Here is a 13962-nt window from a genome sequence, read left to right as displayed (position 1 = left end):
GGAGACTTTTGCCGTGAGAAATGGAGATTTCCCGATTGACGGACTGGGTCGCAATTCTGAAGGAACAGACCGCCACCGGCGATCAGATGAGCCGCGAGGTGCCGCAGATGCTGGCCAACCCCGACATCAGCGAAGCGCAGGTGAAAACGCTCTTTTCGGCCCTGGAGAAACAAGCCGAGTTCGTCGAGAAGCTGCGCATGGCACTGGAGAAATTTGGCCATGATTTCTCGATCATCAAGGCGGCGGAACGGCTGGAGGAGCGCTATGCCGATCTTGCCGCCTCGGTGGCGGAAAAACTGAAAGCGATGCGCAAGTAAAGCAATTCCAGGAAAAGTGTGAAGCGGTTTTCCGTATTGCGTCAGATAAGAAGCGCTATTTTTCGATCACCCGGGCGAAGCGCCTATCCGGCACAAACCAGATCATCGCAACCAGCACATAAAGCGCGACGCCGATCCACTGATTGACGAAGGTCAGCAGGACGGCTGCGATGTAGAGGGTCAGCGAGATCTTGCCCTTGCGGTCATTCCCCAGCGCCTTGGCAAAGGCGGTCTCATTGCCGTGCAGGCGATGCAGCGCGGCGGCCAGTATCGTATAGGCGACGGCGCATAGCACGAGATCGATGCCATAGACGGCGACCGGCACCGGCGCGAAGTGGTTCTCGCCCATGAAGGCCGTCGTCACCGGCATCAGCGACAGCCAGAATAAAAGATTGAGGTTCGCCCACAGCACGCGGCCGTCGACGCGCTGCACTGTGTGGAACATGTTGTGCAGATTGTTCCAGTAGATGCCGACGTTGATGAAGGACAGCACATAGCTGAAGAAGATAGGCCACAGCGGCAAGAGGGCGGAAACATCCTCGCCGTGCGGCACTTTCAGCTCGAGCACCATGATGGTGATGATGATGGCCACGACGCCATCGGTGAATGCCTCGACCCTGCCTTTGCCCATAAGTCCTCCCCCTCTATCGGCGATATCTACGCGATGGCGGGACGGGCGGCTACCCGCCATGTGGCTGGGCGACCACCTTTGAGGACGGGACGGGACGGTTCGGGATGGAAGAAGATCACTTCGCCGCCGTTGCCGGCGAACTGCGGAGGCATTGCCTGTCTTTCAGCCGTTCGGCGTCTCGGGCGCCATATTCGCGCGCTGGCGCGGCACGCCAAGGCCGGTATCCGGCGGCTCGCCGGCGGCCGGCCTGTCCTCGATCATGTGCATGGTGCGCCAGCGGCCGAAGCGGTAGTAGGCGGCGGCCAGCACCAGCGAGGTGATCGAGCCGGCCGGGAAACTCCACCACAGCGCTTCTTCGCCGATCACGCCGCGCATGAAATAGGCAAAGCCGGTGCGCACGACCAGCACCGAAATCACCAGGATGATCAGCGGCGGCATCACCGCGCCGGTGGCGCGCACGGTGGCGAACAGAACGATGGTGATGCCGAACAGGATGAACGACCAGGACGCGACATTGTTGATGTGGGCGGCGATGTCGATCGCAACGCTGTCGCTGCTCAGGAACAGGCTGAGGACCGAACGGTCGAAAAGCCAAAGCACGGCAACCAGTGCGCCGGTCAGCACCAGGTTGAAGCCGACACCGGAGGCGGCGATGCGGCCGATCCGGTCCCAGCGGCCGGCACCGACATTCTGCGCCGCCATCGAGGAGACCGCCGCACCGATGGCGAGCGCCGGCATCTGGATGTAGGTCCACAACTGCGCGGCGATGCCGTAGGCGGCGGCGACCTGCGAACCGTAGGAGTTGACGATCCCCATCACCGTCAGCGCCGCCGCCGAGACGACGATCATCTGCAGGCCCATCGGCACGCCCTTGAAGACGATGATGCGCAGCAATGTGGGGTCGGGCCGTAGCAGAGCGAGGTTGGCGCCGGCCAGCCGCAGCGGGTGCTTACGCACATAGAGCACGATCAGAATGGCGATCACGCTGACCGTCTGGCCGATCAGCGTCGCGGTGGCGGAGCCGGCGATGCCGAGCTCCGGGAATGGCCCGATGCCACGGATGAGCAATGGGTTGAGCACGATGTCGAGGACGACGGCGAGCGCCATGAAGAAAAAGGGCGTGCGTGAATCGCCGGCGCCGCGCAGCACGGTCATGACGAAGGACAAAAGGTTCGTCATCGGCACGGCGACAAAGATGATGCGCAGATAGGAGCGCGCCAGCGGCAGCGCATCGGCCGGGGTGCCGAGCGTGTTGAGGATGGCATCAACCCAGACCCAGCCGCAGACCGCGAAGATGGCCGAGATGAGGAAGAAGAAGGTGGCGCTGGTGCCGACGATGCGGCGCGCCTCGGGCAGGTCGCGGGCGCCGACCGACTGTGCCACCAGGATGGTGGCCGCCATGCCGATGCCGAACACCGTGCCGAGGATGAGGAACAGGACGAGGTTGGCGTTGGAGGTGGCCGTCAGCGCCGATTCGCCGAGAAAACGGCCAACCCAGACGGCGTTGATCGATCCGTTGAGCGACTGCAGCACGTTGGAGCCGAGCACCGGCAAGGCGAACAGCAGCAGCGTGCGCGGGATCGGGCCGCTGGTCAGGTCGCCGGTGCGCCGGCGCGTGGGCATCTTGTCGTCCATGGCAGGCAACTCGGCGAAGGCTTATCTCAGTGCGGTCCGTGCCTTGATCTAATCATGTTCTCAAAGCTTCGGTAATCGGATACTGGTTCTGGGCGCGTGGGGCGCGTTCCTTACTAGATCATTTGCGTAAGCCGGGGGGTCATGTCCGATATTCCACTGTTTTTTGAGCGCCTGAACAGGCGCGCGTTTCTCGGTGCATCCGCTTTGGGCGCGGCCTCCGTGGCTCTTTCGGCGTGCACCACGACGGAGGTGGTGACGCCGCCAGTGGCAGCACCGCCAAGCGATCCGGCCTTCGGCGATGTCGCAAGCATGTATGCGGCGCGCGTCGACGAGGGCTATCAGCTGCCGGCGATCCCGGTGGCCAAGATGGATCCGAAGTTCGTGCGTCAGATCGTGTCCGACCCTACCGGAGAAAAACCCGGCACGATCGTGGTCGATGTCTCCGAGCACTTCCTCTATCTGGTGCGCGACGGCGGCAAGGCTATCCGCTATGGCGTCAGCCTCGGCAAGGCCGGTTTCGGATGGACCGGCAGCGCCGTGGTCCAGGCGAGGAAGAAGTGGCCGGTCTGGACGCCGCCGCCGGAAATGATCCAGCGCCGGCCGGAACTGGCGAAATACAAGGACGGCATGCCGCCCGGCCCGCAGAGTCCGCTAGGCGCCCGCGCGCTGTATCTCTTCCGCGACGGCAAGGACACGATGTACCGGCTGCACGGCACGCCGGAGTGGGATTCGATCGGGAAGAACGCTTCGTCCGGCTGTGTGCGCTTCATGAACCAGGACATCATCGACCTCTACGGCCGCGTCAACGGACCCGCGCCGGTCTTCGTGCGCGCGAACCTGTCGGCCGCCGCGAAGATCACCGCCGTGTCGAACAGGACGGCCGAGCCGATCGACGCGGGCGTACCGAAGGACGCGGAGATGTTGCAGTAAGTGTGCCTTCACGATCGTAGGCGGACGCGCTTGGCGCGTCCGCCTGGTCGGTGTCGTCACTTCTTGGCGAGGCCGGGAAGCGTGACCTGATAGACCGTGAACATGGTGTCGACATCGGCGCCGTCCTCTGCCTTGTAGGGTGCGCCGACCTGGAAGCCGTCCTGGGTGAGGAAGTCGTTGTCATTGGCCACGAACAGGAAATAGTCGTCGGGCAGCTTCGGATCGAGCACGCTGACCACCGACATCGCCTCCCACTTTTCCGAAAGGTTGTTCCTGTCGTTCGGCGCGCCATTGTGCAGGCCGAAGCGGCCGAGCTCGCCTTTGTCGTTGAGGTCGATGAACGGCGTCAGCTTGGCCGGTGTCACCGATGGGTCGAGCACGCCCTTGGGCGCCACCGGCTTGTCGGCAGCGTCGAAGGCGCCACGGGCGATGTCGGTCGCGGCGGAGAGATCGACGATGTTGATCTGGCGAAGCAGCGAGGTGTCGCCCTTCAACCCCTGGCCATTGCCGCTGTCGCGGGTCAGCATCAGGAAGGTCTGGTCGGATAGGGCCACGATCTCACTCTGCGCCGCCACCTTGGTCTTGCCCTTGGCATCCTTGAACACCGGCAGCGGCACGACATATTCATGCGCAAGCTTGAGATGGGCGAGGTCGGAAGCGTCATAGACCAGTGCGCGCGTGTTCTGGCGCGTCGCGCCGGAATCGCCGCCATCCTGCCGGGGCGCCGACTGCAGCACGGCGATCAGGAACTTGCCGTCCGGCGTCATCGCCATGCCTTCGAGGCCCTGGTTGTTCTGGCGGCCGGTGTCGGGATCCTTCGGATCGGGCTCGGCAGCACCCGGACCCGGATTGTCCGAGGCGAAGTTCGGAGCGCCATGGCGCATCGGCACGAGGGCAGCCGGCGGCTGGGTCGCCGACAGCAGGCGGCCTTCGGCGGAAAACCGATAGATGTTCGGGCCGTATTCGTCGGAGATGAACATCGAGCCGTCGGGCAGCCGCACGATCGCCTCGTTGTCGAGCGCCAGCTTGCCGTTGGCCTCGGGCAGGATCGGCGTGTCGCCGCTTGCTGCGCGCACGCCGTTGAGTGGGTCGAGGCCGGTGGCATCAGCGCCCTTGTCGTCGGTCAGGAGCATGGTGTCGGCGAGTGTCGCCTTGACGCCGGACTGCTCCTGGACGGCCGCGGGTGCCGCGCCAGGCGCGGTCGGTGCGAACTCGATGCCGATCGTGTTGAGGCGCGGCCGGTAGTCGGTGGTGCCGACGACGTTGTAGCCGCGGTCCGGCAGCAGCCAGAGCGAACCCTTGTAGCCCTCGGCGCTATGCGTCCAGCCGGTGGTGTCGATCGCCATGCCGGAACCTGAGCCGAACGTCTCGCCGAACTTGTCCTTCTGGCTGGCCGGGATGCGGCCGACGCCGACCAGTCCCTTGTTGACGAAGCTGGTGCCGCCGACGGTCGCGGTCCTGTCGGCCAGCGCCGGCGTCAAGGCGGTGAACAGGGCCAGCGCGACGCCGAGCGACGCGGTTCGGGGCAGGTGTTTCATGGATGATCCTCTTTGTGACAAAGCGCGCCGGAGCGGCCGATGGCGAAAAAGCTGAAAGAGGTGCGGCATCGAAGATGCCGCGTGCGCCTCCCCGAAAAGCGGTCTACGGCGCGAACATGATGCTTGCGTGACAGCGCGCAAGGCCCGCCCGTCGGCGTCTTTGTACGCCGACAAAAACGTGTGGTCACACGAAAGAATTGATCACTCCCACAGGCTCAAATCGACGAAGCGCGGCATGTTCGCATCGCACTAGACACTTATGTCCAGTGCGTATATGGTGCAGCCATCGGACGAACCGGGGAGGGAAGCCCTTGAAGTCGCACTACCGCGCAGTCGTTATCGGGGGTGGCGTGGTTGGAGCCTCGGTGCTCTATCATCTGACGCGTTTTGGCTGGAGCGATGTGGCGCTGATCGAGCGGGCCGAACTGACGGCCGGTTCGACCTGGCACGCGGCGGCCGGGTTCCACGCGCTCAATGCCGATCCCAACGTCGCGGCGCTGCAGGACTACACCATCAAGCTCTATCGCGAGATCGAGGCCGAATCCGGCCAGAACGCGGGCCTGCACATGACGGGCGGCGTCAACATGGCCAGCGATCCCCAGCGCTGGGAATGGCTGAAATCGGCCTGGGCCGTGTTCCAGTCGGTCGGCATCGAGACAGCTCGCCTAGTGACACCGGAAGAGATCAAGGAGATCTGCCCGATCGTCGATGTCAGCGACGTACTCGGCGGCCTCTACGATTCCAACGAAGGCCATCTCGACCCTTATGGAGCGACGCATGCCTATGTCGGCGCCGCGAAGAAGCGCGGGGCCGACGTGATCCTGCGCAACCGCGTGGTCGCGCTGAAGGCGCGGGCCGACGGGCACTGGGATGTCGTCACCGAGCAAGGCACGATCGTCGCCGAGCATGTCGTCAACGCCGGCGGGCTGTGGGCAAAGCAGCTCGGCCGCATGGCCGGCGTCAACTTGCCGGTGACGCCGATGGAGCATCACTATTTCATCACCGAGGACATTCCGGAGGTTGCCGCCCTCGACAAGGAACTCGGGCTTGCGGTCGATCTCGACGGCTTTTCCTACCTCAGGCAAGAGCGCAAGGGCGTGCTGCTCGGCGTTTACGAGCAGAACCCGAAGCACTGGAACATGGACGGCGCGCCATGGGATTACGGCATCGAACTGATCCCGGAAGACATCGACCGCATCAGCCCGGAACTGACCAAGGCCTATGAACGCTTTCCGTGCCTGAGGACGGCCGGCATCCGCAAATGGGTCAACGGCGCCTTCACCTTCACCCCCGATGGCAATCCGATCGTCGGGCCGGTGCGCGGGCTGAAGAACTACTGGGTCGCCTGTGGCGTCATGGCCGGCTTCAGCCAGGGCGGCGGCGTTGGCAAGTCGCTGGCCGAGTGGATGATTTATGGTGAGCCGCAGGCCGACATCTTCGGCATGGACATCGCTCGTTACGGCGCCTTCGCCGCCAACCGCGAATATCTCAGGCAGACGACGCGCCAGTTCTATTCGCGCCGCTTCGTCATGACCTTTCCCAATGAGCGGCTGCCCGCCGGCCGGCCGCTGAAACGCCCCGGCGCTTATGACGGCATGACGGCGGCGGGATGCGAATGGACGGCGACCTGGGGTCTGGAAATCCCGGCCTATTTCGCGCCGATGGGGTTTCGCGAGAACACGACGCTGCGGCGCTCCAACGCCTTCGACATCGTCGGCGACGAGGCGCTGCAGGTTCGGCGTGCCGCCGGTCTCGTCGATATCTCTGCCTATGCGCGCTATGCGGTTTCCGGGCCAAGGGCCGAAGCATGGCTTGACCAGCTGCTGGCCTGCAGGCTGCCGAAACCAGGACAGGCGCGGCTGGCGCCGATGCTTGGCCATGACGGACGACTGAAGGGCGACCTCACGGTCATCAACTGGGGTGGCGGCGACTATTGGCTGATGGGCTCCTACTATCTCAGGGAATTCCACATGCGCTGGTTCGAGAGCCATGCGGCGGAGGGGATCACGGTTACAGACCTTTCCGACACGGTGAGCGGCTTCCTGCTGACCGGGCCGAATGCACGCAAAATCCTAGCGCGCACGACGCATCAGGATGTGTCGGGCGCAGCACTGCCGTTCATGGCCTGCGGCGCATTCGACATCGGCATGGTGCCCGCGCGGGTTGCCCGCCTTTCGATCGCCGGCGAACTCGGCTTCGAGATCAGTTGTCCGGTTACCATGCATGCCGGCTTGCGCGAAACGCTGCTGGCCGCCGGCGAGGACCTCGGCCTTGCCGAGATCGGCTATTACGCACTGAATGCGCTGCGGCTGGAGAAGAGTTTCGGTATCTGGTCGCGTGAATTCACCCAAGGCTACACACCCGATCAGGCCGGTCTCGACCGCTTCATCGCGTTTGGGAAGGGCGACTTCACCGGCCGCGAGGCGGCGTTGAAGCAGCGGGAGGCCGGCAGCGGCCAATGCCTGGTGACGTTGGAGATCGATGCCGTCGACGCCGACGCCAGCGGCTTCGAGCCGGTCTGGCATCAAGGTCGGCGCGTCGGCTTCGTCACTTCGGGAGGCTGCGGCTATACGGTCGGCAAAAGCCTGGCGCTGGCACTCGTCGACCGCGATTTCGCAGGAGAGGGCACCGCGCTTTCGGTGCATGTCGTCGGCACGGAGCGGCCGGCGCGCGTCATCGCGGGCTCGCCCTACGACCCCGACGGCAAGGCGATGCGGCTATGAGGAGGATTTCTGATGGATGACGCGGCACGTGACAGCAGGCGCGAGCGCCGGCGTGGGCGGACAGGTGAGGCTGGCTCGGAAACCAGTCGCCGACCCGATTACCGTTCGCTGAAGAACCCGTTCCTGTCGCAGCCGATTTTCTCGGATGATCAGGTCGCCGCCATCCACGACACGGCGCTGCGCGTGCTTGAAGAACTCGGCATCAAGGTGCTGCTGCCGCAGGCGCGTGAGCATTTCGCCCATGCCGGCGCCCTGGTCGATCCGGACACCGACATGGTGCGCATCGGCCGCGACATGGTGACGGCGGCACTGGCCTCGGCGCCGAAGTCGATCCACGCTCGTGCCGGTTCTCGTGCCCGCGATCTGACGCTCGAACTCGGCTCGATGACCTTCCTGGCCGGATGCGGGGCGCCGAACGTCACCGATCTCGAGCGCGGCCGGCGGCCGGGCACGCTGGCCGACTTCGAGGATCTGATACGGCTGGTGCAGCATTTCGACGTGCTGCATATGCTGGGACCCTGCATCGAGCCGCAGGACGTCGACAACCGCTTTCGCCACTATGCGGTCAACCGCGCGCAGCTGACGCTGTCGGACAAGCTTCCGTTCGTCTTCGCGCGCGGCACGCCGCAAGTCGAGGACGGCTTTGAAATGATCAGGTTGGCGCGCGGGCTCTCGGAGGACGAATTCCTCGCCGGCGCCCATTGCTACACCGTCATCAACACCAACTCGCCGCGCCAGCTCGACATTCCGATGGCGCAAGGCATCATCGATTTCGCCAGGGCCGGGCAGATCTCCGTCATCACGCCCTTCTGCCTGGCGGGCGCGATGGCACCGATCACGGTCGCCGGTGCGCTGACACTGCAGCATGCCGAAGCGTTGACGGGACTGACGCTGGCGCAGATCGTGCGGCCCGGTGCACCGGTCGTCTATGGCTCCTTCTCCTCCAATGTCGACATGAAATCGGGTGCGCCCGCCTTCGGCACGCCGGAGCATGTCAAGGCGACGCTGGGCGCCGGCCAGCTGGCGCGCTTCACCGGGCTGCCATGGCGGTCCGGCGGCGGCAGCGCGGCGAATATTTCGGACGCGCAGGCGGCGCACGAGACGCAGTTCGCGCTGTGGGGCTCGGTGCTGGCCGGAGCGACGATGTGCATCCATGCCGCCGGCTGGCTGGAAGGCGGCTTAAGCGTTTCCTTCGAGAAGCTGGTCACCGATATCGAGGCGCTGCAGACCGTGGCTGAACTCTGCGTGGCGACGCCCGGCGACAACGATTCCATCGGCTTCGAGGCAATCGCCGAGGTACAGCCGGGCGGTCACTTCTTTTCGGCCGGCCACACCATGGCGCGCTACCGCACCGCCTTCTACGAACCGCTGGTCGCCGACTGGTCGAATTTCGGCAATTGGACGCAAAGCGGCTCGAAGACGGCGAGCGAGCGGGCAACCGGTGTCTGGAGGCGCACACTTGCCGATTTCGTGCCGCCGGCTTCGGCTGACGCCACCGCCGGCGTGCTCGACGCGTTCATCGCCCGGCGCACGCAGGAGGGCGGAGCGCCGCCGGTGTCCTGAGGCAGGAGCAGTCCGCAAGACGCCTGGCGCAGCTTTCGCTGGCTGATCGGTGCCGGGGTCATTGGCAATCGGCGCATCCCGTGCAGAAATGTGCGTCATGCGCGAAGCTTTGATCGCAGTGATGATCTTCCTGTGCCTGACAGCGGCGCCGCTGGTCAGCATGGCGATCTGGCCCAGGCTGCCGGTCAGACATCGCGACGACGATACGAACAATGTGGTGCGGCTCGCCGCCAACCTGTTTGGGGTCATGACCTCGCTTGTGCTCGGCCTGATGATCAACTCGGCCAAGAACACCTTCGAATCGATCGATAGCAACGTGCATGCCTATGCGACGGAGCTGATCCTGCTCGACAGGATCTTGCGCGAGTATGGCCCGGAGACCGACGCGGTGCGCCAGCCGCTGGTCGTCTATGTGCAGAGGGTGGCGGGCGACGCTTCGCCGACCGGTGAAACTCCGGTCGTCGCCAACCGGCTGTCCGAACATCTGCTGACGGAGATCGGCACCCGGCTGAGGGCGCTGGAGCCGGCCGACGCGGCGCACAGCGCCCTTCTGCAGGATGCCGGTCAGCGCCTGCAGAAAGTGGTGGAGTTGCGATGGATTCTGATCGAGCAGTCGGAGGGCACGATCCCTGCGCCGCTGATCGCCATGCTGGTTGCGTGGCTGGTGCTGATCTTCGCCAGCTTCGGGTTCAGGGCGCCCCGCAACGCAATCACGGTTTCGACCTTCGTGGTTTCGGCCGTGCTGATCGCGGGTGCGATCTACCTCATCCTGGACATGGACATTCCGTTCTCCGGCCCGATCCAGATTTCGCCGGCGCCCCTGCAGAGGGCACTGGCGGAATTGCAGCGATGATACGGAACCGGCGTCGTTCCCGGGCATTCATGGAGATTGCCCCAGGGAGGACGACATGGGATTCGACCAGTATCACGAACCGCCTGAAGAATTGTCGCAGAAGGTGCGGACCTTTGCCCGCATGATCACCTCGCTGATCGAGGAGGCGGAAGCGATAGGCTGGTACGAACAACGCATCTCGGTTGAGAAGGACCCGCAGGCCCGCGCCATCATGAAGAACGCGCAGGGCGAGGAGTTCAAGCATTTCGGCATGGATCTCGAATTCCTGCTGCGCCAGAAGAAGGACTGGCGGGCTGAACTGAAGGAAATCCTCTTCACCACGGGCGACATCGTCAAGGCCGGCGACAGGGGCGAGAAGAAGGTGGATTGAGGCCTGATAGGTCGCGACCGATCTGGCTCTGCTTCGGCCAGTTCAATCGCTGTCGCGCGCCACCAGCTCGAGCGGCCAGACCTCGCGCATGATGCGCGGACCTTGTGGGCCGGCGAAGGCCGGGATCGAGGCCAGCAGCATTTCAGCGAGCCGCTGACCCATCGGCTCCAGGGCAGGGCGGAAGGCGGTCAGCGCCGGCGAGAAGTAACGGCAGAGCGGCGTGTCGACGATGACGGTGACCGCCATGTCGTGCCCCGGCCTGATCCCCATCTCGGCCAGTGCCTTGCAGCCGCCAAGCGCCATCGCGTCATTGTTGAAGATGATGGCGGTCGGCGGGTCCTTGGAGCGCATGACGTGCGGCGTCACCTCGTAGCCGCCGGCCTCGTTGATGAAACCGGACGCGATCAGCTCGGGGTCCACCTCGATGCCGTGCCGCCGCAAGGCCTTGCGATAGCCGTCGAGGAACAGATAGGCGAAATTGAGATTGAGCGACGGGCGGATGGCGGCAATGCGACGGTGGCCGCGCGCCACCAGGCGGTCGACCGCATCGGCACCGGCCTTCTCGAAATCGAGGTCGAGCGAAGGGTATGACTTGGCTCCGGAGCGGCTGCGGCCGAGCGTGGCGAACGGGAAACCGGCCTGGGTGAGATAGTCGATGCGCTCGTCCTCGCGCCGCGTCCAGGCCAGCACCACGGCATCGGCGCGGCGCGTCTCGACGACACGGCGCAGACGCTCCTGCTGGTAGTCGCCCGGCGCGCCCATGACCACGATCAGGTCGAGCCCGCTCTCGGCGAGTTTCGCCTGCAGCCCGATCAGGAACGGAATGAAGAACGGTTCGCCATATTGCTGGTCGCCCGGATGCGGCTGCAGCATGAAGGCGATCGAATGGGTGGCGCCCTGCCGAAGGCTGCGGCCGGACTGGTTCGGCGAATAGTTCAGCGTCCTGGCCGCCTCGAGCACGCGCTGGCGCGTGTCGGCATTGACGTCGGCGCGGCCGTTGAGGGCGCGCGACACAGTGCCGATAGAAATGTTCAGGTGACGGGCAAGGTCATGAATGCTGGACGCCAAGTGACTGTTCTCCCCCTTGCTTGGCTAGCACCGGTAAGCGCTCAGGCCAAGGCGACAAGACAATTTTTTGCGAGCGACCAATTGACATTCTACACCATCGGGTGTGTTCTCGTAAACGTTTACGGAAAACGTTTACGGCCATGCCGTGAATGCCGTGACGATCGGTCTGGAGGGACCGAGCGGAGGAGGAGTGCTGGATGATCAATGTCGTCCTGGCCGGCTGCGGAGCGATGAGCAAGCAGTGGCTCGATGCCGTCAGGCAGATCGACGGGCTTTCCGTCGTCGGCCTTGTCGACCTCGACGCCGACAGGGCGAAGGCGAGGGCGCGCGAATACGACCTCACCAGCGCCGCTATCGGCACCAGCCTCGACGCGGTGCTCGACCAGACCAGGCCCGACGCGGTGTTCGACGTGGTGGTTCCCGCCGCCCGCCGCGAGGTTGCGTTCTCGGCCTTTGCCCATCATTGCCATCTCCTGACGGAAAAGCCGCTCGCCGACAGCCCGGAGAACGCGCGTGCCATCGTCGAGGCCGCCCGCCAGGCCGGGCGTCTCCATGCCGTCGTCCAGAACCGGCGCTACGTCGCCAATGTCAGGCGTATCAGGCGCTTTCTCTCTTCCGGCGCCATCGGCGCTGCGACCAGCATCCATGCCGACTTCTTCGTCGCGCCGCATTTCGGCGGTTTTCGCGAGGAAATGGCGCATGTCCTGCTGCTCGACATGGCGATCCACACATTCGACGCCGCCCGCTACATGGTGAATGGCGAGCCGGCCGGCGTCTACTGCCAGGAATGGGAGCCGGCGAGTTCCTGGTACCGGCAGGGATCATCGGCCAGCGCCGTCTTCGATCTCGGCGGCGGCAAGGTCTTCACTTATGCCGGCTCCTGGTGCGCCGCCGGTTTCCGCACCAGCTGGGAGAGCACATGGCGCATCGTCGCCGAGCGCGGCAGCCTGGTCTGGGACGGCAATGACGAGTTGAAGGCCGAGGTCGTCCTTCCAGACCGTGAAGGCCTCTTCGACCGTACCGAGCCGATCGCCGTGCCGCCACTCGATCCCGCCGACCGCGTCGGCGGCCATCTCGGCATCATCCAGGATTTCATGCGCGCCATCGAGACCGGCACCGAGCCGGAGACGCGCGGTGCCGACAACATCAAGAGCCTGGCCATGGTCTTCGGCGCTATCGAGAGCGCCGAAACCGGGCGCCGGGTGACGATCTCCTCGCAGGAAGGACAATGATGCCAAACCCGCTTCTCGACATCAGGATCGGCACCATGGTGCGGGCCAATCTCGACGATCCGGCCGCCTATATCAAGGCGATCCTGCCGCTCGGCTTCGAGTGCATCCAGCCCTTCTTCTGGCAGACGCTGGGCGGCAAGGACTTGCCGCGGCTTGCCGGGCAGATCCGCGAAGCGATCGGCGATGCCGACGTCACGGTCTCCTCTATCGGCGTGTTCGGCAATCCGCTGGAGAGCGGCGACGTGGATCGCGGCGTGCTCCAGGCCTGGGAAACGGTGATCGACAACGCGCATCTGTTCGGCACCTCGATCGTCAGCGGCTTCACCGGCCGCCTCCGTGGCAAGCCGTTGCCCGACAGCCTGCCACGCTTCAAGGAAGTCTGGGGTCCGCTGGCCAGGCGCGCCGCCGACAAAGGCGTGCGCATCGCTTTCGAGAATTGCGCCATGGACGGCAACTGGGCTGCTGGAGACTGGAACATCGCCCACAATCCGGACGCGTGGGAGCTGATGTTCAATGAATTGCCAGACGACAATCTCGGCCTCGAATGGGAGCCCTGCCACCAGCTCGTCTACCTGATCGATCCTCTGCCGCAGATCCGCAAATGGGCGCCGCGCATCTTCCATGTCCACGGCAAGGACGCGACGGTGCGCTGGGATGTGATCCGTGAACACGGCGTATTCGGCCGGCTGCCGTTCGTGCAGATGCGCACGCCGGGCTTCGGCGACAGCGACTGGACGCGGGTGATCAGCGAATTGCGGCTGGCCGGCTACAAGGGCGCCATCGACATCGAGGGCTGGCACGATCCGGTCTATCGCAACGAGCTGGAGATCACCGGGCAGGTACGCGCCCTGGACTATCTGAAGCAATGCCGGGGAGGTGCCAGCTACCTGCCTAACCCGGTGTGAAGGCGAGCCGGCGGGAGGTGCCGGCTGGCCGAGATTGCGGCGCACTGCCGAAGCGATCGTCGAAAACCCCTCGGCCTGGCCAGGGAAAAAAGGGAGGATAAGTGCATGAGCATGACGATGAGAAGGACACTTCTGCGCTCGACCATCGTGGCTGCCGCCACGACGCTCGCCGCTGCGATTAACACCTTGCCGGCACA

At 64.8% G+C, this 13962-nt stretch carries 12 protein-coding genes; 8 read left to right on the top strand and 4 right to left on the bottom strand.

Annotation, left to right across the window (positions count from 1 at the left end; all coding sequences use genetic code 11):
• Window positions 1-35 precede the first annotated feature (35 nt).
• Window positions 36-317: a hypothetical protein gene (locus HNQ71_RS22860; protein ID WP_184874898.1), complete on the top strand. Its 282-nt coding sequence runs from the start codon at window positions 36-38 to the stop codon at window positions 315-317.
• Between the two features lie 55 nt (window positions 318-372).
• On the opposite strand, the gene HNQ71_RS22855 is transcribed toward HNQ71_RS22860, so the two are convergent.
• Complete coding sequence (locus tag HNQ71_RS22855) at window positions 373-948, bottom strand: TMEM175 family protein (protein ID WP_184874897.1); 576 nt, start codon at window positions 946-948, stop codon at window positions 373-375.
• 162 nt (window positions 949-1110) lie between these two features.
• Entirely contained in the window at window positions 1111-2583 is a 1473-nt protein-coding gene (locus HNQ71_RS22850; RefSeq protein WP_184874896.1) for an MATE family efflux transporter, read from the bottom strand.
• 141 nt (window positions 2584-2724) lie between these two features.
• Between HNQ71_RS22850 and HNQ71_RS22845 the strand changes: the two genes are divergently transcribed.
• Window positions 2725-3513 carry a L,D-transpeptidase gene (locus HNQ71_RS22845; protein WP_184874895.1) on the top strand — a complete coding sequence of 263 codons (789 nt, stop codon included), beginning with the start codon at window positions 2725-2727 and terminating at the stop codon, window positions 3511-3513.
• 56 nt (window positions 3514-3569) lie between these two features.
• On the opposite strand, the gene HNQ71_RS22840 is transcribed toward HNQ71_RS22845, so the two are convergent.
• Window positions 3570-5051 (bottom strand): esterase-like activity of phytase family protein, encoded by a 1482-nt coding sequence (locus tag HNQ71_RS22840; RefSeq protein WP_184874894.1) that lies wholly within the window; start codon window positions 5049-5051, stop codon window positions 3570-3572.
• A 311-nt stretch (window positions 5052-5362) separates the two neighbouring features.
• Between HNQ71_RS22840 and HNQ71_RS22835 the strand changes: the two genes are divergently transcribed.
• The 4 genes from HNQ71_RS22835 (at window position 5363) to HNQ71_RS22820 (ending at window position 10560) form a co-directional block, all read left to right on the top strand.
• A complete protein-coding gene (locus tag HNQ71_RS22835; protein WP_184874893.1) occupies window positions 5363-7774 on the top strand; it encodes a GcvT family protein in 2412 nt (803 codons plus the stop codon).
• 9 nt (window positions 7775-7783) lie between these two features.
• Window positions 7784-9337: a trimethylamine methyltransferase family protein gene (locus HNQ71_RS22830; RefSeq protein WP_184875564.1), complete on the top strand. Its 1554-nt coding sequence runs from the start codon at window positions 7784-7786 to the stop codon at window positions 9335-9337.
• 97 nt (window positions 9338-9434) lie between these two features.
• Window positions 9435-10190 (top strand): bestrophin-like domain, encoded by a 756-nt coding sequence (locus HNQ71_RS22825; RefSeq protein WP_184874892.1) that lies wholly within the window; start codon window positions 9435-9437, stop codon window positions 10188-10190.
• 55 nt (window positions 10191-10245) lie between these two features.
• Complete coding sequence (locus tag HNQ71_RS22820; RefSeq protein ID WP_184874891.1) at window positions 10246-10560, top strand: ferritin family protein; 315 nt, start codon at window positions 10246-10248, stop codon at window positions 10558-10560.
• Between the two features lie 42 nt (window positions 10561-10602).
• Here HNQ71_RS22820 and HNQ71_RS22815 read toward each other — a convergent pair whose 3' ends face one another.
• Entirely contained in the window at window positions 10603-11628 is a 1026-nt protein-coding gene (locus HNQ71_RS22815) for a LacI family DNA-binding transcriptional regulator (protein WP_184874890.1), read from the bottom strand.
• Window positions 11629-11825: 197 nt separating this feature from the next.
• Here HNQ71_RS22815 and HNQ71_RS22810 point away from each other — a divergent pair, with 197 nt between their 5' ends.
• Together HNQ71_RS22810 and HNQ71_RS22805 are read left to right on the top strand one after the other, a co-directional pair.
• A complete protein-coding gene (locus HNQ71_RS22810) occupies window positions 11826-12860 on the top strand; it encodes a Gfo/Idh/MocA family protein (protein WP_184874889.1) in 1035 nt (344 codons plus the stop codon).
• Entirely contained in the window at window positions 12857-13765 is a 909-nt protein-coding gene (locus tag HNQ71_RS22805) for a sugar phosphate isomerase/epimerase family protein (protein ID WP_184874888.1), read from the top strand. Before HNQ71_RS22810 ends, HNQ71_RS22805 begins: the two co-directional genes overlap by 4 nt.
• The last annotated feature ends 197 nt before the right edge of the window (window positions 13766-13962 follow it).

This window comes from Mesorhizobium sangaii, assembly GCF_014207355.1.
In the GTDB taxonomy this organism is placed as follows: Bacteria; Pseudomonadota; Alphaproteobacteria; order Rhizobiales; family Rhizobiaceae; genus Mesorhizobium; species Mesorhizobium sangaii.
Note: the sequence above shows the minus strand (reverse complement) of the source record. Positions and strands in the feature narration are given on the sequence as shown.